The sequence below is a fragment of the Salipiger aestuarii genome, from assembly GCF_003259905.1.
Lineage (GTDB): Bacteria > Pseudomonadota > Alphaproteobacteria > Rhodobacterales > Rhodobacteraceae > Salipiger > Salipiger aestuarii.
This window is the reverse complement of record NZ_QLMG01000022.1, coordinates 26,956-52,012: the sequence shown is the minus strand read 5'-3', so window position 1 is coordinate 52,012 and position 25,057 is coordinate 26,956. Positions and strand designations below refer to the sequence as shown.

The 25,057-nt window shown below is 63.5% G+C and carries 25 protein-coding genes and 4 pseudogenes; 17 read left to right on the top strand and 12 right to left on the bottom strand.

Going from position 1 to position 25,057, the window contains the following annotated elements; all coding sequences use genetic code 11:
- Positions 1 to 11: 11 nt before the first annotated feature.
- The gene (locus ATI53_RS12630; protein ID WP_009505691.1) at positions 12 to 1,700 is read right to left on the bottom strand and encodes an acyl-CoA dehydrogenase family protein; all 1,689 of its coding nucleotides are present in this window, start codon (positions 1,698 to 1,700) and stop codon (positions 12 to 14) included.
- A 148-nt stretch (positions 1,701 to 1,848) separates the two neighbouring features.
- Between ATI53_RS12630 and ATI53_RS12625 the strand changes: the two genes are divergently transcribed.
- Positions 1,849 to 2,619 (top strand): sulfite exporter TauE/SafE family protein, encoded by a 771-nt coding sequence (locus ATI53_RS12625; RefSeq protein ID WP_170134572.1) that lies wholly within the window; start codon positions 1,849 to 1,851, stop codon positions 2,617 to 2,619.
- Here the strand turns inward: ATI53_RS12625 and ATI53_RS12620 are convergent.
- The 3 genes and pseudogenes from ATI53_RS12620 to glpD form a co-directional block, all read right to left on the bottom strand.
- Positions 2,616 to 3,385, bottom strand: a pseudogene (locus tag ATI53_RS12620) (aspartate/glutamate racemase family protein). The gene ATI53_RS12625 and the pseudogene ATI53_RS12620 sit on opposite strands and share 4 nt — an antisense overlap.
- A gap of 64 nt (positions 3,386 to 3,449) precedes the next feature.
- Entirely contained in the window at positions 3,450 to 4,937 is a 1,488-nt protein-coding gene (gene glpK / locus ATI53_RS12615; RefSeq protein WP_111550553.1) for a glycerol kinase GlpK, read from the bottom strand.
- Positions 4,938 to 4,955: 18 nt separating this feature from the next.
- Positions 4,956 to 6,542 carry a glycerol-3-phosphate dehydrogenase gene (gene glpD / locus ATI53_RS12610; RefSeq protein WP_111550552.1) on the bottom strand — a complete coding sequence of 529 codons (1,587 nt, stop codon included), beginning with the start codon at positions 6,540 to 6,542 and terminating at the stop codon, positions 4,956 to 4,958.
- Positions 6,543 to 6,806: 264 nt separating this feature from the next.
- Here glpD and lepB point away from each other — a divergent pair, with 264 nt between their 5' ends.
- From lepB to ATI53_RS12595, 3 genes are read left to right on the top strand one after another with little or no spacing between them, the layout of a single operon-like run.
- Positions 6,807 to 7,637, top strand: a complete 831-nt coding sequence (gene lepB / locus ATI53_RS12605; protein ID WP_009505696.1) for a signal peptidase I — start codon at positions 6,807 to 6,809, stop codon at positions 7,635 to 7,637.
- The gene (rnc, locus tag ATI53_RS12600; protein ID WP_111550551.1) at positions 7,634 to 8,317 is read left to right on the top strand and encodes a ribonuclease III; all 684 of its coding nucleotides are present in this window, start codon (positions 7,634 to 7,636) and stop codon (positions 8,315 to 8,317) included. The genes lepB and rnc overlap by 4 nt, the downstream gene beginning before the upstream one ends.
- Positions 8,277 to 9,239, top strand: a complete 963-nt coding sequence (locus tag ATI53_RS12595; protein WP_240778619.1) for a DMT family transporter — start codon at positions 8,277 to 8,279, stop codon at positions 9,237 to 9,239. Before rnc ends, ATI53_RS12595 begins: the two co-directional genes overlap by 41 nt.
- On the opposite strand, the gene ATI53_RS12590 is transcribed toward ATI53_RS12595, so the two are convergent.
- Positions 9,236 to 9,643: a hypothetical protein gene (locus tag ATI53_RS12590; protein ID WP_146609917.1), complete on the bottom strand. Its 408-nt coding sequence runs from the start codon at positions 9,641 to 9,643 to the stop codon at positions 9,236 to 9,238. The genes ATI53_RS12595 and ATI53_RS12590 overlap by 4 nt on opposite strands.
- A 19-nt stretch (positions 9,644 to 9,662) precedes the next feature.
- Here ATI53_RS12590 and era point away from each other — a divergent pair, with 19 nt between their 5' ends.
- Together era and ATI53_RS12580 are read left to right on the top strand one after the other, a co-directional pair.
- On the top strand, positions 9,663 to 10,580 hold the full coding sequence (era, locus tag ATI53_RS12585) for a GTPase Era (RefSeq protein ID WP_009505700.1): 918 nt from the start codon (positions 9,663 to 9,665) through the stop codon (positions 10,578 to 10,580).
- A gap of 4 nt (positions 10,581 to 10,584) precedes the next feature.
- Entirely contained in the window at positions 10,585 to 10,917 is a 333-nt protein-coding gene (locus tag ATI53_RS12580; protein ID WP_009505701.1) for a DUF1491 family protein, read from the top strand.
- 671 nt (positions 10,918 to 11,588) lie between these two features.
- On the opposite strand, the gene ATI53_RS12570 is transcribed toward ATI53_RS12580, so the two are convergent.
- The gene (locus ATI53_RS12570; protein WP_009505702.1) at positions 11,589 to 12,281 is read right to left on the bottom strand and encodes an IclR family transcriptional regulator; all 693 of its coding nucleotides are present in this window, start codon (positions 12,279 to 12,281) and stop codon (positions 11,589 to 11,591) included.
- A 266-nt stretch (positions 12,282 to 12,547) separates the two neighbouring features.
- Here ATI53_RS12570 and ATI53_RS12565 point away from each other — a divergent pair, with 266 nt between their 5' ends.
- The 4 genes from ATI53_RS12565 to ATI53_RS12550 all read left to right on the top strand — a co-directional run bounded on the left by ATI53_RS12565 (position 12,548) and on the right by ATI53_RS12550 (position 17,825).
- Positions 12,548 to 14,791: a cytochrome P450/oxidoreductase gene (locus ATI53_RS12565; protein ID WP_223865925.1), complete on the top strand. Its 2,244-nt coding sequence runs from the start codon at positions 12,548 to 12,550 to the stop codon at positions 14,789 to 14,791.
- Positions 14,792 to 14,840: 49 nt separating this feature from the next.
- Positions 14,841 to 15,869, top strand: a complete 1,029-nt coding sequence (locus ATI53_RS12560) for a TRAP transporter substrate-binding protein (protein ID WP_009505704.1) — start codon at positions 14,841 to 14,843, stop codon at positions 15,867 to 15,869.
- A 158-nt stretch (positions 15,870 to 16,027) separates the two neighbouring features.
- Positions 16,028 to 16,531 (top strand): TRAP transporter small permease, encoded by a 504-nt coding sequence (locus tag ATI53_RS12555; protein WP_083840662.1) that lies wholly within the window; start codon positions 16,028 to 16,030, stop codon positions 16,529 to 16,531.
- Positions 16,524 to 17,825: a TRAP transporter large permease gene (locus ATI53_RS12550; protein WP_009505706.1), complete on the top strand. Its 1,302-nt coding sequence runs from the start codon at positions 16,524 to 16,526 to the stop codon at positions 17,823 to 17,825. The genes ATI53_RS12555 and ATI53_RS12550 overlap by 8 nt, the downstream gene beginning before the upstream one ends.
- 240 nt (positions 17,826 to 18,065) lie before the next feature.
- Here ATI53_RS12550 and ATI53_RS23290 read toward each other — a convergent pair whose 3' ends face one another.
- Entirely contained in the window at positions 18,066 to 18,206 is a 141-nt protein-coding gene (locus tag ATI53_RS23290) for a hypothetical protein (protein ID WP_009505707.1), read from the bottom strand.
- A gap of 56 nt (positions 18,207 to 18,262) precedes the next feature.
- Here ATI53_RS23290 and ATI53_RS12545 point away from each other — a divergent pair.
- Positions 18,263 to 18,871: pseudogene (locus tag ATI53_RS12545) on the top strand (IS66 family transposase); the annotation flags it as partial.
- A 116-nt stretch (positions 18,872 to 18,987) separates the two neighbouring features.
- On the opposite strand, the pseudogene ATI53_RS24395 reads toward ATI53_RS12545, so the two are convergent.
- The 5 genes and pseudogenes from ATI53_RS24395 to ATI53_RS12530 form a co-directional block, all read right to left on the bottom strand.
- Positions 18,988 to 19,349 (bottom strand): annotated as a pseudogene (locus ATI53_RS24395) (integrase core domain-containing protein).
- 148 nt (positions 19,350 to 19,497) lie between these two features.
- Entirely contained in the window at positions 19,498 to 19,905 is a 408-nt protein-coding gene (locus tag ATI53_RS24390; RefSeq protein ID WP_375342739.1) for an IS3 family transposase, read from the bottom strand.
- A gap of 92 nt (positions 19,906 to 19,997) precedes the next feature.
- Positions 19,998 to 20,177: a transposase gene (locus ATI53_RS24385; RefSeq protein WP_375342738.1), complete on the bottom strand. Its 180-nt coding sequence runs from the start codon at positions 20,175 to 20,177 to the stop codon at positions 19,998 to 20,000.
- A 293-nt stretch (positions 20,178 to 20,470) separates the two neighbouring features.
- Positions 20,471 to 20,677, bottom strand: a pseudogene (locus tag ATI53_RS12535) (transposase); the annotation flags it as partial.
- Between the two features lie 64 nt (positions 20,678 to 20,741).
- Positions 20,742 to 21,035 (bottom strand): hypothetical protein, encoded by a 294-nt coding sequence (locus ATI53_RS12530; protein ID WP_111550548.1) that lies wholly within the window; start codon positions 21,033 to 21,035, stop codon positions 20,742 to 20,744.
- A 609-nt stretch (positions 21,036 to 21,644) separates the two neighbouring features.
- Between ATI53_RS12530 and ATI53_RS12525 the strand changes: the two genes are divergently transcribed.
- The 6 genes from ATI53_RS12525 to ATI53_RS12500 all read left to right on the top strand — a co-directional run bounded on the left by ATI53_RS12525 (position 21,645) and on the right by ATI53_RS12500 (position 24,996).
- The gene (locus tag ATI53_RS12525) at positions 21,645 to 21,851 is read left to right on the top strand and encodes a cold-shock protein (RefSeq protein WP_009505711.1); all 207 of its coding nucleotides are present in this window, start codon (positions 21,645 to 21,647) and stop codon (positions 21,849 to 21,851) included.
- A gap of 125 nt (positions 21,852 to 21,976) precedes the next feature.
- Positions 21,977 to 22,699, top strand: coding sequence for a DNA repair protein RecO (gene recO / locus ATI53_RS12520; RefSeq protein WP_009505712.1), 723 nt, complete (start codon positions 21,977 to 21,979; stop codon positions 22,697 to 22,699).
- A 104-nt stretch (positions 22,700 to 22,803) separates the two neighbouring features.
- Complete coding sequence (gene pgsA / locus ATI53_RS12515; protein ID WP_009505713.1) at positions 22,804 to 23,469, top strand: CDP-diacylglycerol--glycerol-3-phosphate 3-phosphatidyltransferase; 666 nt, start codon at positions 22,804 to 22,806, stop codon at positions 23,467 to 23,469.
- Complete coding sequence (moaD, locus tag ATI53_RS12510; protein ID WP_111550547.1) at positions 23,466 to 23,714, top strand: molybdopterin converting factor subunit 1; 249 nt, start codon at positions 23,466 to 23,468, stop codon at positions 23,712 to 23,714. Before pgsA ends, moaD begins: the two co-directional genes overlap by 4 nt.
- Positions 23,715 to 23,716: 2 nt before the next feature.
- The gene (locus ATI53_RS12505; protein ID WP_205912160.1) at positions 23,717 to 24,163 is read left to right on the top strand and encodes a molybdenum cofactor biosynthesis protein MoaE; all 447 of its coding nucleotides are present in this window, start codon (positions 23,717 to 23,719) and stop codon (positions 24,161 to 24,163) included.
- Positions 24,164 to 24,225: 62 nt separating this feature from the next.
- Entirely contained in the window at positions 24,226 to 24,996 is a 771-nt protein-coding gene (locus ATI53_RS12500) for an FCD domain-containing protein (protein ID WP_009505716.1), read from the top strand.
- The last annotated feature ends 61 nt before the right edge of the window (positions 24,997 to 25,057 follow it).

The following is a 25,057-nucleotide window of genomic DNA, read 5'->3' as shown; positions in this document are numbered from 1 at the left end:
ACGGGGGCCGGTCAGCCCAGCAGACGCCGGGCGATCACCTGCGCCTGGATCTCGGCGGCACCTTCGAAGATGTTCAGGATCCGCGCATCGCACAGGATGCGGCTGACGGTATATTCCAGCGCAAACCCGTTGCCGCCGTGGATCTGAAGCGCGTTGTCCGCATTCGCCCAGGCCACGCGGGCGGCGAGCAGCTTGGCCATGCCGGCCTCAAGATCGCAGCGAATGCCCTCGTCCTTCTCGCGGGCCGAGAAATAGGTCAGCTGGCGGGCGACCATGATTTCCACAGCCATCATCGCCAGCTTGCCCGAGACACGCGGAAAGGCGATCAGCGACTTGCCGAACTGCTTGCGGTCTTCGGCGTATTTCATGCCGACATCCAGCGCCGATTGCGCCACGCCGATGGCGCGGGCGGCGGTCTGGATGCGGGCGGATTCAAAGGTTTCCATAAGCTGTTTGAAACCCTTGCCCTCTTCGCCGCCCAGCAGGTTCTCGGCCTTGACCTTGAACCCGTCAAAGCCCAGCTCGTATTCCTTCATCCCGCGATAGCCGAGCACCTCGATTTCGCCCCCGGTCATGCCCTCGGTTGGGAACGGGTTGGCATCGTCGCCCGGCGTCTTTTCCGCAAGGAACATCGACAGGCCCTTGTAGTTGTCGCTGCCGGGGTCGGTGCGGGCCAGCAGCGTCATCACATGGGTGCGCGCCGCGTGGGTGATCCACGTCTTGTTGCCGGTCACGGTCCAGTCGCCGTTTTCGTCCTTGGTCGCACGGGTGCGCAGCGCGCCCAGATCCGACCCGGTGTTGGGTTCGGTGAACACCGCAGTGGGCAGCTTTTCCCCGCTGGCGAGCGCCGGCAGCCACTTTTGTTTTTGCGCGTCGGTGCCACCCGCAAGGATCAGCTCGGCGGCGATTTCCGACCGGGTGCCCAGCGAGCCGACGCCGATATACCCGCGCGACAGTTCCTCGGACACCACGCACATCGACGCCTTGGACAGGCCGAAACCGCCGTATTCCTCGGGGATGGTCAGACCGAAGACGCCCATTTCGGACAGCTCCTCGATGATCTCCATCGGGATCAGCTCGTCCTTGAGATGCCATTCATGGGCAAAGGGTTCGACCTTGTCGACGGCGTAGCGGCGGAACTGCTCGCGGATCATCTCCAGCTCGTTGTCGAGGCCGGTCTTGCCCACGGTGATCTCGGCCGAGCGTTCCTGCATCAGCTCGACCAGCCGGGTGCGTGCGCCCTGGGTGTTGCCGCGTGCCATCAGCGTTTCGACAGCGGGGGTGCGCAGCGTCGCCATGACATCGGGGCCAAGGCCCAGATCCCGCAGGCGCACCATCTCGCCCTGGTTCATCTGGATGCCGCCGGCGATCTGGCTGAGGTATTCGCCGAATGCGATCTGCTGGATGATCTGTTCGATCTCGCCAAAGCTTGCCTCGGACGTCAGCTTGTTCGCCCAATACTGCATCTGGCGCAGCGATTCGACGTAGGTGGCAAGCCAGGCAAGGCCATGGGCGGCGCACTGGTTCGCCTCGACAAGGCGGTTGGACACGCGCCCGTCTTCCGTCGTCATGTCGCGCACCGAGACGCGCGCGGCCTCCAGCACTGCCTCGGCGGGGGCGATGGCGTCGGCGGTGAGGCTCAGCAGATCGTCCAGCAGGATGCCCTGGCCCATCGCCAGGTCGGCTCCGTCATGTGCCATTGTTCGTGTCCTTCCTCTAAGATCGCATCGGGGATAGCCACTTCGCAGTTGCAGCGCAACAAAAAGTCATGCGATGCGGCATCAAGGTTCTATTCTTGCGCAGCCGATTTTCAAGGCAGGCGGATTTCGCCCGTGTTATCAGCGGGTCATGGACAGTATCCTTACCCTGATTTCGCCTTCCCTGCTTGCTATTTCTTTCGCCATCGCAGCGGTGGCGGGGTTGGTGAAAGGCATGGTCGGCTTTGCCATGCCGATGATCCTGATTTCCGGCCTGTCCAGCTTTCTGTCGCCCGAACTGGCGCTGGCCGGGCTGATTCTGCCGGCGCTGGTCAGCAATGCCATTCAGGCGTTGCAGCAAGGCTGGCGTGCGGCGCTGGCGTCGATGCGGCGCTTCGGGCTGTTCCTGGGCGTGGGGCTGGCCTTTCTGCTGCTGTCGTCGCAACTGGTGCGGGTGCTGCCCGCGAACGTCCTGCTGGGGATGATCGGCGCGCCCGTGACGCTGTTTTGCGTGATGCAGCTGGCCGGATGGAAGCCGCATCTGCAACACGGCCCCAGCCGCTGGCTTGAAGGCGTCACGGGCGCGATCGCGGGGTTCATCGGCGGATTGTCGGGGGTGTGGGGGCCGCCGGTCGTGGCCTATCTGACAGCCATCGACACCGAAAAGCGCGAACAGGTGCGGGTGCAGGGGGTAATCTATGGGCTGGGCGCGCTGGCGCTGACCGGCGCGCATGTCGCGTCGGGCGTGCTGAACGCGCAGACCGCGCCATTCTCGGCGCTGCTGCTGATTCCGGGGCTGGCGGGTATGTGGCTGGGCATGAAGGTGCATGACCGCATCGACCAGGCTGCGTTCCGCAAAATCACGCTTTGGGTGCTGCTGCTGGCGGGGCTGAACCTGATGCGCCGGGCGCTGATGGGCTAAAGGCGCGGCTCGTCGAGCGCGTGGGGAAACCGAGGCGGCATCAGCGATTGCTGGAACCACTGCACGAAATTGAAGATCGAGAACACCGGCAGCCCGGTCACCCGCCGCACATCCGCCGCATAAGGCACCATGTTGGTACATTCCAGCACGATCGCGCCAAGCCCCGGGCGGGCCGCGTGAAAGGCGCGGGCGGCGTCGATCATGTTGGCACGGCAGGCGGAAAAGTCGATCTGCGGTTCATCGCCAAGGATTGCGCGGGTGAATTCGCGCCCTGCCCCGGTGCCCCAGACCGGCGTATCGAGGGCCACATTCGCCGCCGCCAGATGCCGCACCGTCAGCGTGGGTTTCCAGATGGTCAGGATGCCCGCCCGCTTGCCCGGCGGCAGCATCGCCTGCACCATCGGCACCTGCATCAGCGACGAGGTCGCGACAGGCACCGGCACGGCGCCGGCAACCTGATCCTGCACGATGGACAGAAACCCGCAATTGGTGGTGATGCCGACGCAGCCATGCGCGACAAGATCAAGCGCCTGTTCGATGAACAGATCCACCAGCACGCGCGCATCCTGTCGCACCACCCTGTCGGGGAGGCCCCGCGCACCACGCGATACTGCACCGGGAACGGCCATGTCAGCGCGTTGCCCATATCGCCGGGGATGCGAGGAAAGCGCGTTTGCAGCATCAAGATGCGGGGAAAGCGCGTTTGCAGCATCAAAATGCCGAGGGTCGCGCCAAAGACGGTCTTGCCGCCGTGGATCTGGGACATGGTGCCTGGCCTTTTCGTGATCGCCCCGGCGGAACGCGCCCGCCCTGCGATCTTGTCAATGGCGCTAGAACGCCTGCGCCGCCTGCACCGCGCGTTTCCATGCCGCGTATTTGTCGTCGCGGGTGGACGTGTCCATCGCCGGATCGAACTGGCGCTCCAGCTCCCAGGTCTGCGCGAACCCGTCCATGTCGGGATAGATCCCGGCGCGCTGGCCCGCCAGCCAGGCCGCACCCATGGCGGTGGTTTCCAGCACCTTGGGGCGGTCCACCGCAGCGCCGGTGATGTCGGCAAGGAACTGCATGGCGAAATCGCTGGCGCTCATGCCGCCATCAACGCGCAGGGTCGGCGCCTCTGCACCAGAGGCCCAGTCGGCGTGCATGGCATCCAGCAGGTCGCGGGTTTGATAGCCGACCGATTCCAGCGCCGCGCGGGCCATTTCCGCCGGACCGCTGGCGCGGGTCAGCCCGAACACCGCGCCCCGGCACTCGGCGTTCCAGTAAGGCGCGCCAAGGCCGGTGAACGCAGGCACCATGACCAGCGTTTGCGCGGGGTCCGCGCGTTCGGCCAGCGCCTGGCTTTCACCGGCGCTGCGGATAATCTGCAACCCGTCGCGCAGCCATTGAACCACCGCCCCGGCGATAAAGATCGACCCCTCCAGCGCATAGGTGCGCTTGCCGTCCAGCTGATAGGCGATGGTCGACAGCAGCCGGTTTTTCGACGTCACCAGTTCGTCGCCGGTATTGAGCAGGGCGAAACAGCCCGTCCCGTAGGTGGATTTCAACATGCCGGGCCGGAAACACGCCTGCCCGATGGTCGCCGCCTGCTGGTCCCCGGCGATGCCAAGGATGGGAATTTCGGCCCCGAACAGATCGGCGCGGGCCATGCCGAAATCGGCGGCGCAATCGCGCACCTCGGGCAGCATTGACATCGGAATGCCCAGCATCTCGCACATGGTGGACGACCAGCGCCCGTGGCGAATGTCATATAGCATGGTGCGCGCGGCGTTGGTGGCGTCGGTGACATGCACATGGCCCGCGGTCAGGTTCCAGACCAGCCACGAATCGACCGTGCCAAAGGCCAGTTCACCCGCTTCGGCCCGCGCCCGCGCGCCATCGACATTGTCGAGCACCCAGGCGACCTTGGTGGCCGAGAAATACGGATCGAGCAGCAGCCCGGTCTTGCGCGTGACCGTTTCCTCATGCCCTTGGGCCTTGAGTTTCTTGCAAAACTCCGAGGTGCGGCGGTCCTGCCAGACGATCGCGTTGTGAATCGGCCTGCCGGTCTTGCGGTCCCAGACCACGGTTGTTTCGCGCTGGTTGGTGATGCCGATGGCGGCGATGTCGCGCGCCTTGACACCGTGTTTTTCCATCACGCCGCGACAGGTCGCCGCCGTGCTCGTCCACAGGTCCATGCAATCATGTTCGACCCAGCCGGAATCGGGGTAGTGCTGGGCGAATTCCTCCTGGCTGACGGCGGCGATCCGAAGATCCTTGTCGAACAGGATCGCCCGGCTGGATGTGGTGCCCTGGTCGATGGCGAGTATATAGGTCATGCGGTCTTCCCCCCGTGTTCAGCCCGGCGCGCGGCGGGCCGTCATGTAGTCTTCGAGCCGTGCCAGCCCCGCCTCGGGCATCGACAGGCCAAGCTTTGTACGCCGCCACAGCACATCGTCGGGCGTGCGGGCGTATTCGCGATCCATCAGCCAGTCTACCTCGGCCGCGGTCAGGGTCGCGCCGAACGCTTCTCCCAGCGCCTCGGCCCCGGCGGACACGCCCAGGATGGCGCGCGCATCGGTGCCGTAGGTACGCACAAGGCGCGTGGCCCAGCGGTCATCCAGAAACGGATGGCTGGCCCGCAAATCGGAGATCAGCGCCGCAACCCCGTCCACCGGGAAATCCCCGCCGGGCATCGCGGCACCCGCGGTCCATTTTTGCGTGCTGCGCCCCAGCGCGCCGTCGATCTTGTCCAGCGCGCTTTCGGCAAGCCGGCGATAGGTGGTGATCTTGCCGCCAAAGACGTTGAGCATGGGCGCGCCGCCTGCGCCTTCGACCTTGATCGTGTAGTCGCGGGTCGCCGCCGTCGCGCTGCTGGCGCCGTCGTCATACAGAGGGCGCACCCCGGAATAGGTCCAGACCACGTCCTCGTCGCGGATGTCGCGTTTGAAATAGCGGTTGGCGAAGGCGATCAGATAGCTTTGTTCCTCGGGGGTGCAGACGGGTTTCTGATCGGGGTCGGTATGTTCGGCGTCGGTGGTGCCGATCAGGGTGAAATCCCGTTCATAGGGAATGGCAAAGATGATGCGCCCGTCGGTGCCCTGAAAGAAATAGCATTTGTCGTGATCGTATAGCTTGCGCGTCACGATATGCGAGCCGCGCACCAGCCGGACCCCTTCGCGCACGTTCAGGTGGACCTTGTCGTGGATGATGTCGCCGACCCACGGCCCGCCGGCGTTGACCAGCATCCTTGCATGGTGGGTGGCGGTGGTGCCGGTGTCGGTGTCCTGCACCTCGATGCGCCACAGCCCGTCTTCGCGCGCGGCCGAGAGCACCTTGGTGCGGGTCATGATGCGCGCGCCACGCGCTTGCGCATCGCGGGCGTTCAGCACCACAAGGCGGGAATCCTGCACCCAGGCATCGGAATATTCATAAGCGGTTTCGAACCGGTCATCCAGCGGCGCGCCTTCGGGGGCGGTGGTCAGGTCAAGCCGCGCGGTTCCCGGCAGGATCTTGCGTTTGCCCAGATCCAGATGGTCGTACATGAACAGACCCAGCCGGATCAGCCAGGCGGGGCGACGGCCTTTCATCCACGGCATGACCGTCGACAGCAGTTTCGACGTCGGCGTGTCGGTTTCGAACCGCATCGACGGGTGATAGGGCAGCACGAACCGCATCGGCCAGGCGATATGCGGCATCGCGCGCAGCAGCACCTCGCGTTCGGCCAGCGCCTCGTGCACCAGACGAAATTCGAAATATTCCAGATAGCGCAGCCCGCCGTGGAACAGCTTGGTCGACGCCGAGGACGTCGCCGAGGCCAGGTCGTTCATTTCGGCCAGCGTCACGGAATAGCCCCGGCCCACCGCGTCGCGGGCGATGCCGCAGCCGTTGATGCCGCCACCGATGATGAAAAGATCGCTCTGCTCTGTCGGTTGGCCCTGCACGAGGTGCCTCCTGTTCGTTGGGTGTCCCACTTGATGCTCACTTGATGCCAAGCCCGCACGCATGTCTCAACCATGCGGGGCGGATTCTGACGTGATCGTGCCGCAATCTAGCACGCGGCGCCTGACAATCGACCCCGCGCGCCATCCCGGCCTGCCGGACGCGGGATCTTGCAAAGGGCTTGTTCTTGACACTTCGGGGCCTGCCGCCCATGAAGCCGAGGTGCGTTTTGCGCCGACACATCATGAAATCAGGGGCTGAGCTTCATGGCGAAAGACAAGGAAACCGGCGGCATTCTGGAGACGATCAAGACGGTCGTCTACGCGCTGCTTATTGCGGGTATCTTCCGGACGCTGTTTTTCCAGCCCTTCTGGATTCCGTCGGGGTCGATGAAGGACACGCTGCTGATCGGCGATTTCCTGTTCGTCAACAAGATGAGCTACGGCTATTCCTATGCATCCTGCCCGTCGATCCGGCTGCCGCAGATTGGCATCGACATCGACGCCACCGACCTGTGCGGCTGGATGGGCGAAGACGGACGACTGTTCGGATCCGACCCCCGGCGCGGTGACATCGCGGTGTTCCGCCATCCCGTGCACGGCACCGATTTCATCAAGCGGGTGATCGGCCTGCCGGGGGATCGCATCCAGGTGCGCGAAGGCTTGCTGTATATCAACGATGACCCCGTGCAGGTCGAACCCGCCGGAATCTTTGCCGAAACCGCCGAACCGCAGGGCCCGCAGCGGCTGCGTCCGCGCTGTGCCAACGGGCCTGTCGGCACCGGGGGCGTGTGCGAAAAGGAACGGTTCACCGAGACCCTGCCCGGCGGCGTCAGCCACAACATCCTGAACATCGCGATGCAGGGATCCGACAACACCCGCGTCTATACCGTGCCTGCCGGTCACTATTTCATGATGGGCGACAACCGCGACAATTCATCGGACAGCCGCGTGCCCAACGCCGCGGGCGGCGTCGGTTTCGTGCCGGTCGAGAACTTTATCGGCAAGGCAAGGCGCGTGGTGTTTTCGTCGGCCGGCAGTTCGATGCTGTATTTCTGGACATGGCGCGCCGACCGGTTCTTTCACAAGCTGCAATGAAGCGGTCCGCCGAAATCACCGCGCTCGAAGAGCGTCTTGGCCACCGCTTCGACACCCCGGACCGGCTGCGCCGCGCGCTGACCCATTCGTCCATGTCCTCGCCGGGGCGCGAAGACAACCAGCGGCTGGAATTTCTCGGGGACCGGGTGCTGGGCCTCGTGATGGCCGAGGCGCTGCTGGGCTCTGACCGACACGCCTCCGAAGGGCTGCTGGCACCGCGTTTCAACGCGCTGGTGCGCAAGGAAACCTGCGCCGAGGTCGCCCGCGAGATCGATCTGGGTGCCGCGCTGAAACTCGGCCGGTCCGAGATGATGTCGGGTGGGCGTCGCAAGATGGCGCTGCTGGGCGACGCGATGGAGGCGGTGATCGCCGCCGTCTATCTCGACGCCGGATTCGACACGGCCAAGGCAATGATCCTGCGCCTGTGGGGCAACCGCATCGCGCAGGTCGAGGAGGACGCGCGCGATCCCAAGACCTCGCTTCAGGAATGGGCGCAGGCGCGCGGGATGCCGCCGCCCGCCTATGTCGAGGTGGGGCGCACCGGCCCCGACCATGCCCCGGTATTCACCATCGAGGCGCGCCTGGCCAATGGCGAAACCGCGCAGGCCACCGCCGGCGCCAAGCGCAAGGCCGAACAGCATGCCGCCGCCGCGCTGCTGGCAAAGCTCGGCGGTGACTGACCGGGGCCACAGCGACGGGGGCCACAGCGACGGGGGCCACAGCGACCGAGGCCACGGCGGCGGGGCCCTGTCCGGCAACACCCTCGGCGCGCTGTTCATGTGTGCGTCGATGTTCCTCTTCGCGGTCGAGGACGCGCTGTTCAAATCCGTGGCCCCCGCCCTGCCGCCGGGCGAGGCGACGCTGATCTTCGGCATCACCGCCACCGCGCTTTACATCGTCGTGACCCTGCGCGCCCGCGAACCCCTGCTGCATCCGGCCATTCTGCGCCCCACGCTGATCGCCCGCACGTCGTTCGAGATCGTCGGGCGGCTGTTCTTTGCGCTGGCGCTGGCCTACACCCCGCTTTCGGTGACCTCGTCGATCCTGCAGGCGGCGCCGCTGGTGGTGACGGCGGGCGCGGCGCTGCTGCTGAAGGAACGCGTCGGCCCGGCCCGCTGGACGGCGATGGCGGTCGGCTTCGTCGGCGTTCTGCTGATCCTGCGCCCCACACCGGAGGCGTTCCGCATCGACGCGCTGCTGGCGGTCGCGGGCATGGTCGGCTTTGCCATGCGCGACCTGTTCACCAGAGCCAGCCCTCCGGCAGTGTCAGCCAACCAGCTTGGCGTCATCGGGTGTTCGGTCATCATCGTCGCGGGGCTTGTCATGTTGCCGTTCGACCCCGACCCGCTGCGGGTGCCCCGGGCCGGCGAACTTGTCCGGCTGGTGCTGACCGGCCTTGTGGGCGCCACCGGCTATTTCGCGCTGACCAAGGCGATGCGCGCGGGCGATGTGTCGGTCATCGCGCCGTTTCGCTATTCGCGCCTGCTGGTCGCACTGGGCTTCGCGTTCGTCTTTTTCGGCGAACGGCCCGACCTGTGGACGCTCGCCGGGGGACTGCTGATCGTGACCAGCGGAATTTACACGCTGATCCGGTCGCGCTAGGGCTGTTTAAGCTTGCAGATCACTTCGACCGCGTCGCCGTTGCCCGGCGACGACATCGCGCTGTCCGCTGCCCGAATCGCCGTGCGGTTCTTTTGTTCCCAGGTGCGCGCCTGCCGGTCGCAATCGCTGCGCAGCATGCCGGCTTCGGTGCCCTTGATCGGATAGGCGTTGTAGCTGCCGTCAATCTGGCGCGCCTGAATGGTCGGCACGAACAGCTCCTGTGCCTGTGTCGCGCCCGCGAGCAGACCCCCTGCCATCGTCGTCATCAGAAAAAACCTCATCGCCACGCTCCTTTCGCGCAAGCCAATAACAATGGATGCTACGCCACAAAACGCGACGCGGGTCCAGCGGTTCGTGTAGATATGGTGTTGGCGCACGAAAAGAAGTATGGGCTGACGGATCATTGATCAACGGACCGCTTACATGACCGACACCGCACCGACCCGCGCAGGCTTTGTCGCGCTCATCGGCGAACCCAACGCCGGCAAGTCGACCCTTACCAACCGGATGGTCGGCGCCAAGGTGTCAATCGTCACCCACAAGGTACAGACCACGCGCGCGCGCATTCGCGGTGTCGCGATGGAGGGCGCGTCGCAGCTGATCTTCGTCGACACCCCCGGCCTGTTCAAGCCGCGTCGCCGCCTGGACCGGGCGATGGTCAAGGCCGCCTGGGGCGGGGCTGCGGATGCCGACATCACCGTGCTTCTGGTCGAGGCGCATCGCGGCATGACCGACGGCGTCAGGGCGATCCTTGACGGCCTGGCAGACCTGCCCAGGGGCACCACCGTCGCGCTGGCCATCAACAAGATCGACCGGGTCGAGGCGCCAAGGCTGCTCGCCCTGACGCAGGCGCTGAACGAGGCCTATGCCTTTGCCGAAACCTTCATGATTTCCGCCGAAAAGGGCCACGGCGTGGTCCAGCTGCGCAAGTGGCTCGCGCAGGCGGTGCCCGAAGGCCCCTGGCTGTACCCCGAAGACCAGATCGCCGATCTGCCCATGCGCATGATCGCCGCCGAGATGACGCGCGAAAAGCTGACCCTGCGCCTGCATCAGGAACTGCCCTATCAGTTGACGGTCGAAACCGAGGCCTGGCAGGAACGCGACGACGGGTCCGCGCGCATCGATCAGGTGATCTATGTCAGCCGGGACGGCCACAAGGGCATCGTGCTGGGTCACAAGGGCGAGACGATCAAATCCGTCAGCCAGGCCGCCCGCGCTGACATCGAGGAATTTCTCGGGCGCAAGGTCCACCTGTTCCTGCAAGTCAAACTGCGCGAGAACTGGCTGGAAGAGGCCGAGCGGTATTCCGAGATGGGGCTGGATTTCAAGGACGGGAACTGATCGCGTGGCGCGCCTGACCACCCGCTTCTGGGTCGATGCCTATCTTGCGCGGCTGTCGCGCGCCAACATCCCCGCCTATGTGACCGCCCATGGCGACGACACGGCGGGGGCTGTGCTGGTCAAGCTGGCAACGCTGGACGGGCAGGCGCGCGCGTTCACGCGGGGGTTCGACCTGACCAGCGGCGCGCGGAAATGGGACGTCCTGGCCAGCGGCGATGAACGCGACGTCGATGCGTCCATCGCGCGCCAGCGTGGATTTGACCCGGATCTCTGGGTGATCGAACTGGAAGACCGCCAGGCCCGGCACCTTCTGGACGAGGCCGGGCTGGCGGACTGAGGCGGGCCTGTCCGCGAGCGGCGCACAGGGGGCGGGACGGTCAGGGGAAAGGCTGCGAAAACGCGACTGCTCTGGCCACGCCCCCCCCTCTCTGTCGATCTGTCGCGGTTTGATGCCGCGCCTTTGATAGCATTTACCGCAACAGGGGAGACGGCCCAAGGGGCGGAAACGGACGGACGAATTTCGCAAGGATGGGGTGCGCACAGCGCTGTCTGGAAGGCGGCGCGCGAGCAGGTGGCTGATGATCCTGGCGTTGGGATGTCGACGCCGAACAAATGGATTACAGCGCGCCCTGACCCCGATGTGGTGCCGAAAGAGCAGCCGAGCCTCGCGCAAGAGAAACGCGTGGTCAACCCAAATGCGGCGGCAATTGATATCGGCTCGACAGCGCATATGGCGGCTGTGAACCCGGATGCCGCCGCCTTAACGCTGCGTGCCTTCGGGACATTCACCCAAGGCCTGCGCGATCTTTCTGCTTGGCTCCGGCCCTGCGATATCACGACCGCTGCAACGGAAACCACGAACGGGTACCGGATACCCGCCTTCGAGATCCCGGAAGAGCACCGCTTCGAGGGCGATCACGGCGAAAGCGCGCGCACCCGGCGGCGTTTCGGCACCGCCCGACAATTTTCGCGGCAAACGAGCGATCGCCCTACTCAGAGCGCGCCTCTCTACAACGTCGGCGAGGTGATTGTCTTCGACAGTGTTTGTGCGGCGTCTGCTACGGCTGGCGCGACAACGTCCAGATCCAGGTCCTCGAAGGCAACCACTCCGACCGAAAATTCCTGTCTTGCAAAACCGACACCCGTGAGAAGAAGGGCACTGGAGACACCCACAGCGCCCCTATGCAATTGGTCCCGCGTTATGCTGTAACCAAGACTGCGGGCAGAACGGACATCTTGGGAGTCTGCGTCCGTTTCGGGGCGCGCCGCAAGAATGGCGATGCCGGCGGCACCACGGGTGATCGGATGCCGCCGTCCAACCCGGTAATGAATGGTGATCGCCACGTCCCGCGGCTCAGCGGTTAGCACAACTACACATTCCTCGCCCTCGGCCATGGACAGAAAAGCGGTGGCCGAGGCGCGCTCGGCAAGGTCTTCCAGTACCGGAAGGGCCATGGTTCGGATGCTGTCCACCGTATGTGCGCCGAGCAGATACGCCCTTGCGCCCAGCACGATACGACCGTCCACCCCCCGTCGGACCATGCCGCGATCCGCCAGCGTCGCGACAATGCGGTAAGTGACCGCGCGGTGCAGTCCTAGCCGAGTCGCAAGATCCCCGACCGTTAGCCCCCCGGATGCCTCGGCGACCAGCAGCAATGCTTCGATGCCACGGTCGAGGGTCTGCAACTTGCCTGTAGCCATGCCGCAATCTGTCCTTTTGATGAAGTCCTGAAACCGCTCATAGCAAGCTTTGGCGCCCATCGACACCCAAAGTCTCGATTAACGTACATCTCGTAACCATATTAGTCATTGCCTGCTCATTCCGCGTAAAGTACAAACAATTACGAACATCGGGGTTGAGCGGAGGCAACGAGATGGTCGGCCAAACCACAAATAATGCGAACGAATGCCCCTTCAGCGGTACGGCCCCTGAAGCGCAGGGCTGTCCCATCAGCGACCCGGCCGCCATGGCCCGCGAATTTGACGCCTTTCAGGGGCCATACCAACTGGACCCTGCTGAAGCCCTGCGCTGGTCGCGCGATCAGCTTCCGGTGTTTTACGCCCCGAAACTGGGGTACTGGGTTGTCTCGCGCTACGATGACATCAAGTCTGTGTTCCGCGACGCCATCCTGTTTTCTCCGCGCAATGTGCTGGAGAAAATCACGCCTGCCACGCAAGAGGCGCAGGAGATCCTCAAGAGCTATGATTATGGCATGGCCCGCACCATGGTGAACGAGGACGAACCCGCGCACATGGTACGGCGCCGTGCGTTGCTGGACCATTTCATGCCCGAAAAGCTGGAACAGCAGCAGGACATGGTCCGCCGACTGACCCGTGAAAAGATGGATGCCTTTATCGACAGCGGACGGGTCGATCTGATCGATGGCATGTTATACGAAGTGCCGCTGCTGGTGGCGCTGCATTTTCTTGGCGTGCCCGAAGATGAAATCGCCACCCTCAAGACCTTTACCCTGGCCCATTCGGTCAACACCTGGGGAAAGCCATCAGACCAAAAGCAGATCGAGGTCGCCCATGACGTGGGGCGTTTCTGGCAGTATGCGGGCGAGATCATCGAAAAGATGCGCGCCCAGCCCGAGGGCACCGGCTGGATGCATCACACCATCCGGATGAACGCCGAGATCCCCGAGGTCGTCACCGACAGCTATGTGCATTCGATGATGATGGCGATCATCGTCGCCGCACATGAGACAACGTCGCTGGCTTCAGCCAATATGTTCAAGACTCTGCTGGCACATCGCGACGCATGGAACGACATCTGCGCCGATCCGACACTGATCCCAAACGCGGTCGAGGAATGTCTGCGCTATGCGGGGTCAACCGTTGCCTGGCGCCGCCAGACCACCGCGCCGACGACTCTGAACGGTGTCGACCTGCCCGAAGGCGCAAAGCTGCTGATCGTTCAGGCCTCCGGCAACCAGGACGAGCGGCATTTCGAGGGCGGCGATACCTTGGACATTTACCGCGACAACGCCATCGACCACCTGACCTTCGGCTATGGCGCGCATCAATGCATGGGCAAGAACATCGGCCGGATGGAAATGCGGATTTTCCTTGAAGAAGTGACCCGCCGCCTGCCGCATCTGCGCTTGGCAGACCAGGAATTCGTCTACATGCCCAACACGTCTTTCCGTGGCCCCGATGAGCTGTGGGTCGAATGGGACCCCGCGCAGAACCCGGAGCGGGCCGACGCGAGCGCCACCAGGCTTTACCGCAGCTTTTCCGTGGGCCCGCCCGCGCGGCGCGACATCGCCCGCAAGGTGCGCATTGCCGAAGTGCGCCGGGAAGCCGACGGCATTCTTGGCCTGACCATCGAGGACGCGCAGCGGCGCGCACTGCCGAAATGGAGCGCCGGATCCCATATCGAGCTATGCGTGGGCGATTATGACCGCAAATATTCGCTGTGCGGATCGCCTGACGATGACAGCTACAGTGTCGCCATCCTGCGCGAGGATCTGGGGCGCGGTGGGTCGCGGCACATCCACGACACCATTCATGCAGGCGCGGAAATCCGTATGCGCGGGCCGTCAAACCTGTTCCGGCTCGACGAAACTGCGCCGCATGTGGTGCTGGTCGCGGGCGGCATCGGCATCACACCGATCCTTGCCATGGCTGACCGCTTGAAAACCCTGGGACGCAGCTATGAGCTGCACTATGCCGGCCGGTCGAGATCCACCATGGCGTTCCTCGACCGCGTGACCCGAGATCATGGCGCGGTGCTGTCGCTGTACCCAAGGGACGAGCGTCGTCGAATGGACCTGCCCGCACTGGTGGCGGGACTGGCGGAGGGCGCGCAGATCTATGCTTGTGGCCCGGAAAGACTGCTGAGCGCGCTGGAGACGCTGACGGATGATTTGCCAGAGGGCACATTCCACTTTGAACATTTCTCGTCCAATGCCGCGGGGATTGATCCCGACAACGAACAGGCGTTCCAGGCAGAGCTGACGGACTCGGGTCTGGTGCTGGATGTCGCCGCCGACACCACGCTGCTGGATGCGATAATGGCCGCGGGCATCGACGTCGCCTGCGATTGTCGCGAAGGGCTGTGCGGCTCTTGCGAGGTGGCGGTTATCGAGGGAGAGATCGACCATCGGGACGTGGTTCTGACACGCGCCGAACGGGCCGAAAGCAAACGCATGATGACCTGCTGTTCGCGTGCCAAAGGCGGGGCACGGATCAAGCTTGCCCTTTGACGAGGCTACTTTAGAAATAACGATGACAAACAGGGGGGGGGACCTAAAAATGTCGCTTAAGAAAACCTTTATGGCCACCATGGCCGCAACGGCCACTTTGGCCACCACCGTTCAGGCGGAAACAACGCTGAAGATCAGCCACTATACGCCTGCCCTGCACGGTATCCAGACCGATTTCATCGAGCCATGGACCGAGCAGGTGACTGAATGCACGGGCGGCGAAGTCCAGTTCGAGATCTTTGCCGCGGGCAGCCAGCTGGGCAATGTAGCGCGCCAGCAGGAACAGGTCATGGCCGGTGTCGTCGACATCGCCCACGGCCTGCACGGCATCCCGCGCGGCCGCTTTCCGCGCACGTCGTTGATCGATATGCCGTTCCTCACCAACGATGCCGGCGCCGCCAGTCAGACATTGTGGGATTTGCTGCCGACGCATCTGGCCGAGGAATACAAAGGTCTCAAGGTTCTGGCGCTGCACGCCCACAACAGCGGGCTGCTGCACACCAACGCGAAAAAAGTCGAGACGATGGAAGATATGGACGGTCTGCGCATCCGCACGCCCAGCCCCGCCGTCTCGCAAATGCTTTCCACGCTGGGCGCCGACCCGCAGGGCCTGCCACCGAGCGAGGTCTATGAAAGCTTGCAGCGTGGCGTCATCGACGGCACCGTGTTTCCCTGGGATCCGGTCAATAGCTTTGGTCTGAACGAGGTCCTGAACTATCATCTGGACCTGCGCGCCTACACCGTTTCGTTTTTCTATGTGATGAACCAGAGGTCCTATGACAACCTCAGCGAAGAGGCGCAGGCCTGTGTCGATCAGGCCTCGGGCGCGGATCTGGTGGCCAAGTTCGGCGACTGGTGGGACGCATGGGACGCGCCGGGCCGTCAGGATGCCATCGACGCCGGCCACGAGATCACCGAACTGTCGGAAGACGAACGGTCCCGCTGGCGCGAAGCCTTGCAGCCGATGATGGACGGCTATCTGCAGTCGGTCAAAGACGGCGGAGTGGACAATGCCGCGGAAATTTATCAGGCGATGCAGGACAAGATCGCCGAATACGAAGCCGCGCAGCAGGACTAGGGCGTCCCGCCTTTTCATTGACACCCGGCACCAGCCTTCGCGTCCGCCCGAACGAAGTGGCCGCGAACAAGCAAAGCAAGGTTCAGCCGGACGTCTGGACCGCGCCGGTTTGCGCATCGGGCTTCGGCCCCGGGCGCGATCCGGGGCGGGGCCTGTTCATGGGAGATCATCATTTGCGACAGGGTGCAAAGCTGGCCGACTGGCTGATCAAGGGGTTGGCCGTTCTGGGCGTTGCCGCCTTCGGCGCGGCGGCTCTTGTGACGGTGGTCGATATTCTGGGCCGGCGCATCGGGTATCCGATCGAGGGCGTGGTGGATCTTGTGCAACTGTCCGTCGTCACCGGCGGTTGGCTGACGATGCCCTTTGCGTTTTATGCGGCGGCGCATGTCACCGTCGATTTCCTGCTGGCGGCACTGCCCACCAGTCTGACGGTTCCGCTAAAGGTGCTGGGCGCTCTGGCCAGTTTCGTGCTGGTCGGCCTGATGCTGTGGCAGGGCTACCTGACGTTTGAAACCCGCACCATGTTCGGCGACAAGTCGCAGCAACTGGGCATTCCCGTCGCTTGGTACTGGTATCCGCTGCTGGTGGGGCTAGCGGTTTCGCTGCTGGCGATCCTTCTGGGTCTGGTGACATCGATAAAGCAGGAGCTGGGCCATGAGTGATCCTACCCTTGGCCTTGTCGGCTTTGTCGCGGCACTGGGGCTTATTGCGCTTGGCCTGCCGGTCGCCATTTCGATGGGCGTTATCGGCGCTTTGGGCTACTGGTATCTGAACGGATGGATGGGCGTCGCCTATATCCTTGGGTCCAGCCCCTTTGAATCGATCTTTCCCTATTCATTTTCGGTGATCCCGCTGTTCGTCATGATGGGGGTCTTTGCGTCGCACGCCGGGCTTTCACGGTCGCTGTTCAATGCCATCAACGCGTTTATCGGGCATCGTCGGGGCGGGCTGGCGGTTACCACCGTCGGCGCCAGCGCATTCTTTGGCGCAATCTGCGGATCATCACTTGCAACCGTAGCCACCATCGGCCGCGTCGCCCTGCCCGAGATGAAACGCCACGGCTATGATCCGTCGCTTTCTACAGCCACTGTCGCGGCAGGTGGCACATTGGGCGTACTGATCCCGCCCTCGGTTCTGCTGGTGATCTACGGGCTGCTGACACAAAGCTCCATCGGCCAGTTGTTTATCGGAGCACTGGTGCCGGGCATTTTGGGCGCGCTGCTATACGCAGGGGCCATCATGATTCAGGTGCGTATGAAACCCGATATGGCGCCCCCGGCTGAACGGACGGCGTGGGGGGCTCGATTGCGCTATCTTGGGCAGGTTTGGCAGGTGCTTGTCCTGTTCGGCTTGGTCATCGGGGGCATCTATATGGGCTGGTTTTCCCCCACGGAAGCGGCGGCGGTAGGCGCAGTGGGCGCCTTCTTCCTGGCGTTGTTTTCGGGCGAGCTGAACCGCCGGTCCCTCAGTGATTCTGTGTTCGAGACGGCGGGTCTGACCGCGATGATCTTTCTCATTCTGATCGGTGCCGCACTTTTCAACTTCTTTCTTGAGAATACCGGACTGCCGCAAATGCTGATCGAACGGATCCAGACTTCGGGCCTCGGACCTATGACAGTCATGATGCTGATCTTGATCTTCTATGTGATCCTTGGCTGTTTCATGGACGCGATGTCGATGATCCTGCTCACGGTACCGTTGCTGGCTCCAGTGGCGCTGGAGCTGGACTTCAATCTGATCTGGTTCGGCATCGTGGTGGTGACGGTCGCGGAAATCGGACTGATCACACCACCCATCGGCATGAACCTTTTCGTCGTACAGGCGGCGTCGCGCGATGTGTCACAGGCCACGGTCATCAAGGGTATCCTACCGTTCATCCTGGCCGACGTCCTGCGGCTGTCGATCCTGGTCGCATTCCCCGCGGTTGTACTATGGCTACCGGGCCAAGCGTTCTGAAACCGGTTTTCTTCGTAGTCAGGGCGCGCTGGGACGTCAGGCAAATGGAAGATTGAAGTTGTCTGGCAACATTGAACTTGACCTGCCCCCCGCGAAGCCCCTCTTCGTGACGCTCTGCTCCCTGCAAACAGGACCGTTTGAAACTGGCGTTTTCCGCTGGGCTTTCCGGGCTGGAAGAGGAGCGGAAACGCATGAAAGCATGGAAACGCCCCGGTTTGGTCGGAGACCTACCGCACCATTTCACCCGACCATATCGCGCCCGCCAGCGACGATCATGCGGTCCGCGTCCAGAGTGGACGGCGGTGCCTGATCGCGATCCCCGACGGTGTAGGTGATCGTGGCCCCCGGATCGTTGACCGCGCCGCCAAAGCCCACCGCCACGGCGTAAAGCCCGCCCAGGATGCGCAGATCGCACCCGACAATCTCGACAAAGCCGCATCCTGCAAGTGGACGGCTATGCGGGCTACAACCGCCTTCTCAAGCAAGGACCTGACATCAGGCTGGCCTACTGTCGGGCGCATGCCCGGCGCAAATTGGTGGAGATCCCCCGGACCGGCCGCGCACCAATCGCCAAGGACGGCGTGCAGCGCATTGGCGAACTGCATCGCATCGAAGCTGGCATCCGCAGCCTTGATCCCGCTACGCGTCTTGCTGCAAGACTGGCGCGTGCAGCGCCGGCCATCGTCGACTTCGAGGTATGGCTCGCCAACCACCGCGCTCGTGTCGCGAGGAGGTCGCCCCTCGGCGAAGCCTCGACCTACATGGCGAAATACTGGGACGGCCTCTGCCTGTTCCCGAGCGATGGTCGGATCGAGCGCGACAACGACACCGTCGAACGTACCATCCGCCCGATCGCGCTGAATCGGAAGAACGCTCTCTTTGCCGACGACGACGCCGGAGTCGAGAACTGGGCTGTCGTCGCCTCGCCAATCGAGACCTGCAAATTGAACGCCGTTGACCCGCAAGCATGGCTCACCAATACGCTCGCCGCTATCGCAGGCGGCCACATGCGGCGCAACATCGCCGACCTCATGCCCTGGAACTGAACCGCCAAGGTGTGACCCGAACGTCGGTTACACACAGCCGGACCCGAGCGGAACGTCCTGCGATGTCCAGGCGCTGGCACCGATGAACCGTGACCTGCCCTCCGGTCGTCCCTCAGTCATAACGAGAGTCCTTGGGTTTGATATTCGTCGGTTCCGGGTGTGGCAAGCGCGCCGGGCGCGGTGCCATCAAGTCGCTCAAGCGCTCGGCGCGCTTCTGCGGGGGTCTTGTTGCCGAGCGATGAATGCGGCCTGACGTTGTTGCAATCGTAGCGCCAGAGGGCCAGCGTTCGGCGGGCGTCGGCAAGGCTGTCGAAGATTTCCTCGTGAGGCATGCGTCGCGCAAGCTGCCGTTGAATGACCCAATATAACCATTGTGCTGCGGCTTGCCGGGATCGATGTAACGCCACTCGACCTCGTTGTCGTTTGCCCATTTCAGGATCGCTTTGCTGGTGAACTCCGTTCCGTTGTCGGAAACCATACAAGCGGGTTTCCCGTAGATCCGAACCAGCGCATCCAGCTCCTTTTGCAACCCTGGCCCCGGAGATGCTGGTGTCGGGGACCAGGCACAGGGTGTCGCGGCAGCAATCGTCATTGACCGCCAGGGCGAGCCATTGTGCGCCATTGGTTCAAGAACAATGGCGAGCGAATTTGCGAAAGGCCCCGAAAGTGTCGGACAGGACGTCCAGGGACCAGCGCCGGTTCGGGCGCAATGACACTGGCATTGGTGTGCGGCTGCCTCGCGCCCGTTGCCGGCCTCTACGGCGGCGCACTGTCAGGCCCTCTTCCCGGTAAATCCGGTAGAGCTTCCTTTCGTTCATAATCATGCCGCCGCGCTCCAGCAGGACGCCAATGCGCCGATAGCCGAACCGGCGCCGCGTCTCGGCAATCTTGTTCATTTCCAGACGGATCTCCGGGGTGTCGGGCGACCTCTCGCGCCGCACGGTCTGCGGATCGACACCGATCAGGACGCAGACCCGGCGTTGAGAGATCGGATGATCCCGCAGCGCCCGCAGCGCTGCGTCCCGCCGTTGCATCGGCGTCGTCAGGGCTTTCCCGGAAGATCCTTCAGCACAACATTTTCCAGCATGACATCTGCCACCGGGCGCTTCAGCTTCGCGTTCTCATCCTAGAGCTGCTTCAGGCGTTTAGCGTCGGACAAATCCATTCCGCCATACTTGGCCTTCAGCTTGTAGAACGTCGCAGGGCTCAGGCCGTGCTTCCGGCACAGCTCCGCCGTCGGCAAACCAGCCTCCTGCTCATTGATCATCCCGATTATCTGCGCTTCAGTGAAACGGCTTTTCCTCATCTCGTCTGCTCCTTCAGGTTGGGCAGACTCTACATCAGACTGAGGGAACTTCGGGGGGACAGGTCAGCCAAAGCCCTGTTTGGGCGCGCCGACATCGCCGAGAAGCTGTCAAGCCTCAGGGGCGGTTCATCCTGCCTGGCACTGAACGACGTTCCGGTGCGACGCAGCCTCTCCGTCGACTTCCATCTTGCCGACCGGAGCACATCCTATGGCATCGCTATTGCTTCGGGGGTGCAGTGCGCGCATCAGGAATTGCTGATATCGAGCTAGGAGCCACCGTTAGAATTCGACCGCAGCACCGTTGATCGCGGCTCCTTTGGGCCTGTCTTCGAGTCTTCGGCCGACGCCCGCTTACGCCACTTGGAAACGAGCGTCGGGTCGATGCCCAGTTCCCGAGCAAGCTCCGCGATCGAAGCTTGTGATCGCTGTATTGCAGCCCTGACGGCGAAGGTGGTCGTGGCGCTCCCAGGGCGACCTTGCCCCGTAATGCTTCCTTCCATTCCAACGAACAGATCGCACCACCAAACCATGGGATCAAACAGCCAGGCGCAATCATCTTGCGCCTCACTTGCCGGTCCAGGGTTTGAGCTTTCTGGCCGAAAAGCCGTTGGCGACGGCCGGCGCCCCAAACTTGGCATGCAAGTCTTTGACCTGCTCTTCATTGACTTCCGGGATCTTCCGGCCGTCGCGCTGAAATACGCCTGACGCGCCTTCAAGTAGAGCCCGCTTCGATTGATGGATCATCGTGGGGTGGGCCCCGAACCGACTGGCCGGCTCGCTGACCGTCTCTTCGTCTTTTTGCGCTTCCAACGTCACCTTGGCTTTGGATTCTGGATGATGTTGCTTCCGTTGCGACATCGGCGACCTCCTTCGTGGTGAAGATCAACAGGCAACAAATCGCAGTCTACGCCAGTGTCCGAATTTCGGGGGGTAGTTCATCGTTCACAGGGTCCTTCCGGCTTTTCGCTTTGGGGATACAGTGGCGTATCTTTTTGTCCTGCGAGATTTCTCTGCATCTTTCCGAATCCTGGCTACGCTCAGCAAGCAGCCATGTGGCTGCGGGCCGCGCATCGGAAAGGGCCTGTGCTCCGTGATCGTCGCTGACCTGTCCTACCCTCATGAACATGCGTAGCGGGCCCCGCCGCATCGCAAATCGCGAACGGCTTGGTGGGCCTCCCACCCTGCACGCGCGCGATCGCACGCACGCGCCCTGTTTGTTTGCGCCCAGGCTGGTAGCGGTTCGGTGTGCTTTCAGGCAGATCAGACCGCAGAGTATTGATTTCAAACCGACCCGCTGCCGGCTTTCAAAAACCCCTTGCCCGACTCGCGAAACATGCGTAGAAGACAAGTGCAGACCTCTTTCTTTATCGACCACTGTCTCCCTTCAAACGGCGTTCAGGCTATCGATCCGGACTGACTACGCCGACCTGTCGCATGTTGCGGACAGACACCAAAAGGAGACTACGGATGGCTACTGGCACCGTGAAATGGTTCAACACCACCAAAGGCTTCGGCTTCATCGCACCCGACAATGGCGGCAAGGACGTGTTCGTGCACATCTCCGCAGTCGAGCGTGCTGGCCTGACCGGCCTGCGTGACGACCAGAAGGTGACCTTTGACATCGAATCCGGCCGTGACGGTCGTGAGTCGGCGTCGAACCTCGCCCTCGCATAAGCTGTTCGGTCCCTCAGCGGATCGAGATCGCAGCGCGGCATCTTCGGATGCCGCGTTTTGCGTTTCCGGGCAGGGCGCGCACCGAGCGTCTTGCGGGGCGCCCCGGTGCATAGGATAACGGCCCCATGGATTGGCGCGACACCGGCATTCTGCTTTCAGCCCGCAAACACGGCGAGACCTCGGCGATACTCGAAGTTTTCACCGCCGAACACGGTCGCCATCTGGGCATCCTGCGCGGCGGCACGTCGCGCCGAATCGCGCCGTCGCTGCAACCCGGGGCCCAGCTTGACCTTTCCTGGCGCGCCCGGCTCGAAGATCACATGGGCGCCTACACGGTCGAACCGCAACGCTCGCGCGCGGCCGCCGCGCTTGGCGACCGGCTGGCGCTGGCCGGGCTGAACGCAGTGACCGCCCTGCTTGGCTTTTGCCTGCCGGAACGCGAATCCCATCCCGCGCTCTACCACCGGACCGAGGCGCTGCTGGACCTGCTGGGCCAGTCCGACCTGTGGCCGCTGGGCTATCTGCGCTGGGAACTGGCGTTGCTGGATGAAATGGGGTTCGGGCTGGATCTGTCCGCCTGCGCGGTCACCGGCACCAACGAGTCGTTGACCTATGTGTCACCGCGCACCGGGCGCGCGGTTTCGGCACAAGGAGCTGGCGACTGGGCTGACCGGCTGCTGCCGCTGCCTCCCGTCCTGCTGGGCGAGGGACCCGCTACCGACGCCGACATCCTCGCCGCGCTTTCCACCACCGGGCATTTCCTGGAAACCCGGCTGGCGTTCGAGTTGCGCGACAAGCCGCTGCCCCCCGCCCGCGCCGTCTGGATCGAGCGGCTCGCCCGCGCCTGATTTCGGCAAGATCGCGCGCCGCCGCCGCCCCCATTTCGCCAACAAGTTAACTATCGCGAAAGCTTGGCTTTCCCCTCGCCAAAAACCGCGCTAACTATCGTTTCATGCGCTGGACCCTGCCCAATACACTCACCGCGCTCCGTCTTCTCGCCGCACCCGGCGTGGCGGTGATGTTCCTGTATTTTTCGCGCCCGCTGGCGGACTGGTTCGCGCTGCTGCTGTTTATCGGCGCCGCCGCCACCGACTGGTTCGACGGATATATCGCCCGTGCCTGGGCGCTTGAAAGCAAGCTTGGGGCCATGCTGGACCCGATCGCAGACAAGGCGATGGTGCTGATCGCCCTGATGGTGATCGTCGGCTATTCGTCGATGTCACCCTGGCTGGTGCTGCCCGCCACGGTGATTCTGTTCCGCGAAGTGTTCGTGTCCGGAATGCGCGAATTTCTGGGCGATGTGGCCGGCACGCTGAAGGTGACGAAACTGGCGAAATGGAAAACCACCTTTCAGATGGTCGCCATCGCGGTGCTGTTCGCACAGGGGGTTTTCGAACATTACCTTGCGGTCAGCGTCGAGGGGCTGGACCCGGTGCAGGTCAGCGCCATCCTCAGCCGTGAGGCCGCCGACGTGCATGGCCTGATCTGGAAGGAACAGGGCATGGTCTATACTGGCTACCTGGGGCTGACCCTGCTTTGGATCGCCGCAACTTTGACGCTGGTCACCGGATGGGATTATTTCATGAAGGCGATGCCGCATCTGAGGGACGGCGCATGATCGACGTTCTGTATTTCGCCTGGGTGCGTGAACGGATTGGCCTGCCAAAGGAACGGATCGACAGCTCTGCCGTGACCGTCGCCGATCTTGTGACCGAATTGCGCGCCCGCGAGGAACGCTATGATCTTGCCTTTTCCGACCTGAGCGCCCTGCGGGTGGCGGTGGATCAGGAACTGGCGGATTTCGATGCGCCGCTTGCGGGCGTGCGCGAGATCGCCTTTTTCCCACCGATGACCGGGGGCTGACCATGGCCATCCGGATCCTGGTGCAAGAAGCGCCCTTCGATTTCGGCGCCGAGGCGGACGGTTTTGCCGCCGGGCGCACCGATCTGGGCGCCGTGGTGACGTTTTCCGGCGTGGTGCGCGACCTGTCAGGATCGCTCGACGGCATGGCGATCGAACATTACCCCGGCATGACCGAAAAGGCGCTGGACGCCATCGCCCGCGAGGCCGAAGCCCGCTGGTCGCTGGGCGAGGTTCTGGTCATCCATCGCTACGGCGAGATGGCGGCGGGCGAGCGTATCATGATGGTCGCCACCGCCTCGGCCCACCGCAAGGACGCGTTCGAGTCCGCACAATTCCTGATGGACTACCTTAAATCCCGCGCGCCCTTCTGGAAGAAGGAAACCGCGGCGGGCGCCCGGTCCTGGGTCACAGCCAGGGATGAGGACGAGGCGGCGCTGAAACGCTGGTAGGCTGGACGCGTGGCCTGTCTGGTCATATGATCTGACCAATTCGACCTTAATCTGAGCTTCTCATGCCCTTTCGCCCCGTGCATTCCGAAAAACTGTCTTCGGCCGTGGTCCGCCAGATCGAAGAGCTGATCCTGCGCGGAATCCTGCGTCCCGGCGAACGACTGCCCTCGGAACGCGAGCTCTCCGAGCGGCTTGGCGTGTCGCGCCCCAGCCTGCGCGAAGCGGTGGCCGACCTGTCCGAACGGGGCCTGCTTGCCGCAAGGGCCGGGGCGGGAATTTTTGTCACCGAAGCGCTGGGATCGGCCTTTTCGGAAACGCTGGTGCAGCTTTTTTCGCGGCACGACGAAGCGGTGTTCGACTATCTGGATTTTCGCAGGGACATGGAAGGGCTTGCCGCCGAGCGTGCGGCCGTGAGCGGAACCGAGACGGATCTTCGCGTCATCGACGCGCTGTTCGTGCAGATGGAGACGGCGCATGGCAAGCGCAATCCCAACGACGAGGCCCGGCTGGACGCGGATTTCCACCTGGCGATCGTCGAGGCCAGCCATAACGTGATGATGCTGCACATGATGCGGTCGATGTATCAGCTCTTGCGCGAGGGCGTGTTCTACAACCGGCAGGTGATGTTCAAGCAGCGCACCACGCGCGAGGCCCTTCTGGATCAGCATCGCAGCATCAACACCGCCTTGCAGGCCCGCGACCCCGGTGCCGCCCGCGCGGCGGTCGTCGCGCATCTAGCCTATGTCGAGACCGCGCTGGCCGCCGACCGGCGCGCCGAACGCGATGAGGACATCGCTCGCCAGCGGTTCGAACGGGTGCGGCCGCGCGGCTGAAGCGTTGGCCTGGCGGGGCGCAGTGACGGAAAAGAGGGGGCCAGCCCCCTCGGCCTTGCGG

What these genes read in the sequence shown, in the direction of transcription:
- pgsA (WP_009505713.1), top strand. Translation starts at nt 22,804, where the DNA reads ATGCGCTGGACCCTGCCCAATACACTCACCGCGCTCCGTCTTCTCGCC.
- ATI53_RS12530 (WP_111550548.1), bottom strand. Translation starts at nt 21,035, where the DNA reads ATGTCGCAACGGAAGCAACATCATCCAGAATCCAAAGCCAAGGTGACG.
- era (WP_009505700.1), top strand. Translation starts at nt 9,663, where the DNA reads ATGACCGACACCGCACCGACCCGCGCAGGCTTTGTCGCGCTCATCGGC.
- ATI53_RS12500 (WP_009505716.1), top strand. Translation starts at nt 24,226, where the DNA reads ATGCCCTTTCGCCCCGTGCATTCCGAAAAACTGTCTTCGGCCGTGGTC.
- lepB (WP_009505696.1), top strand. Translation starts at nt 6,807, where the DNA reads ATGGCGAAAGACAAGGAAACCGGCGGCATTCTGGAGACGATCAAGACG.
- ATI53_RS12505 (WP_205912160.1), top strand. Translation starts at nt 23,717, where the DNA reads ATGGCCATCCGGATCCTGGTGCAAGAAGCGCCCTTCGATTTCGGCGCC.
- moaD (WP_111550547.1), top strand. Translation starts at nt 23,466, where the DNA reads ATGATCGACGTTCTGTATTTCGCCTGGGTGCGTGAACGGATTGGCCTG.
- glpK (WP_111550553.1), bottom strand. Translation starts at nt 4,937, where the DNA reads ATGACCTATATACTCGCCATCGACCAGGGCACCACATCCAGCCGGGCG.
- ATI53_RS24385 (WP_375342738.1), bottom strand. Translation starts at nt 20,177, where the DNA reads ATGAGGAAAAGCCGTTTCACTGAAGCGCAGATAATCGGGATGATCAAT.
- ATI53_RS12595 (WP_240778619.1), top strand. Translation starts at nt 8,277, where the DNA reads ATGCCGCCGCCGCGCTGCTGGCAAAGCTCGGCGGTGACTGACCGGGGC.
- ATI53_RS12630 (WP_009505691.1), bottom strand. Translation starts at nt 1,700, where the DNA reads ATGGCACATGACGGAGCCGACCTGGCGATGGGCCAGGGCATCCTGCTG.
- recO (WP_009505712.1), top strand. Translation starts at nt 21,977, where the DNA reads ATGGATTGGCGCGACACCGGCATTCTGCTTTCAGCCCGCAAACACGGC.
- ATI53_RS12565 (WP_223865925.1), top strand. Translation starts at nt 12,548, where the DNA reads ATGGCCCGCGAATTTGACGCCTTTCAGGGGCCATACCAACTGGACCCT.
- ATI53_RS24390 (WP_375342739.1), bottom strand. Translation starts at nt 19,905, where the DNA reads ATGCAACGGCGGGACGCAGCGCTGCGGGCGCTGCGGGATCATCCGATC.
- ATI53_RS12525 (WP_009505711.1), top strand. Translation starts at nt 21,645, where the DNA reads ATGGCTACTGGCACCGTGAAATGGTTCAACACCACCAAAGGCTTCGGC.
- ATI53_RS12570 (WP_009505702.1), bottom strand. Translation starts at nt 12,281, where the DNA reads ATGGCTACAGGCAAGTTGCAGACCCTCGACCGTGGCATCGAAGCATTG.
- ATI53_RS12590 (WP_146609917.1), bottom strand. Translation starts at nt 9,643, where the DNA reads ATGATCCGTCAGCCCATACTTCTTTTCGTGCGCCAACACCATATCTAC.
- ATI53_RS12625 (WP_170134572.1), top strand. Translation starts at nt 1,849, where the DNA reads ATGGACAGTATCCTTACCCTGATTTCGCCTTCCCTGCTTGCTATTTCT.
- ATI53_RS12550 (WP_009505706.1), top strand. Translation starts at nt 16,524, where the DNA reads ATGAGTGATCCTACCCTTGGCCTTGTCGGCTTTGTCGCGGCACTGGGG.
- ATI53_RS12555 (WP_083840662.1), top strand. Translation starts at nt 16,028, where the DNA reads ATGGGAGATCATCATTTGCGACAGGGTGCAAAGCTGGCCGACTGGCTG.
- rnc (WP_111550551.1), top strand. Translation starts at nt 7,634, where the DNA reads ATGAAGCGGTCCGCCGAAATCACCGCGCTCGAAGAGCGTCTTGGCCAC.
- ATI53_RS12560 (WP_009505704.1), top strand. Translation starts at nt 14,841, where the DNA reads ATGTCGCTTAAGAAAACCTTTATGGCCACCATGGCCGCAACGGCCACT.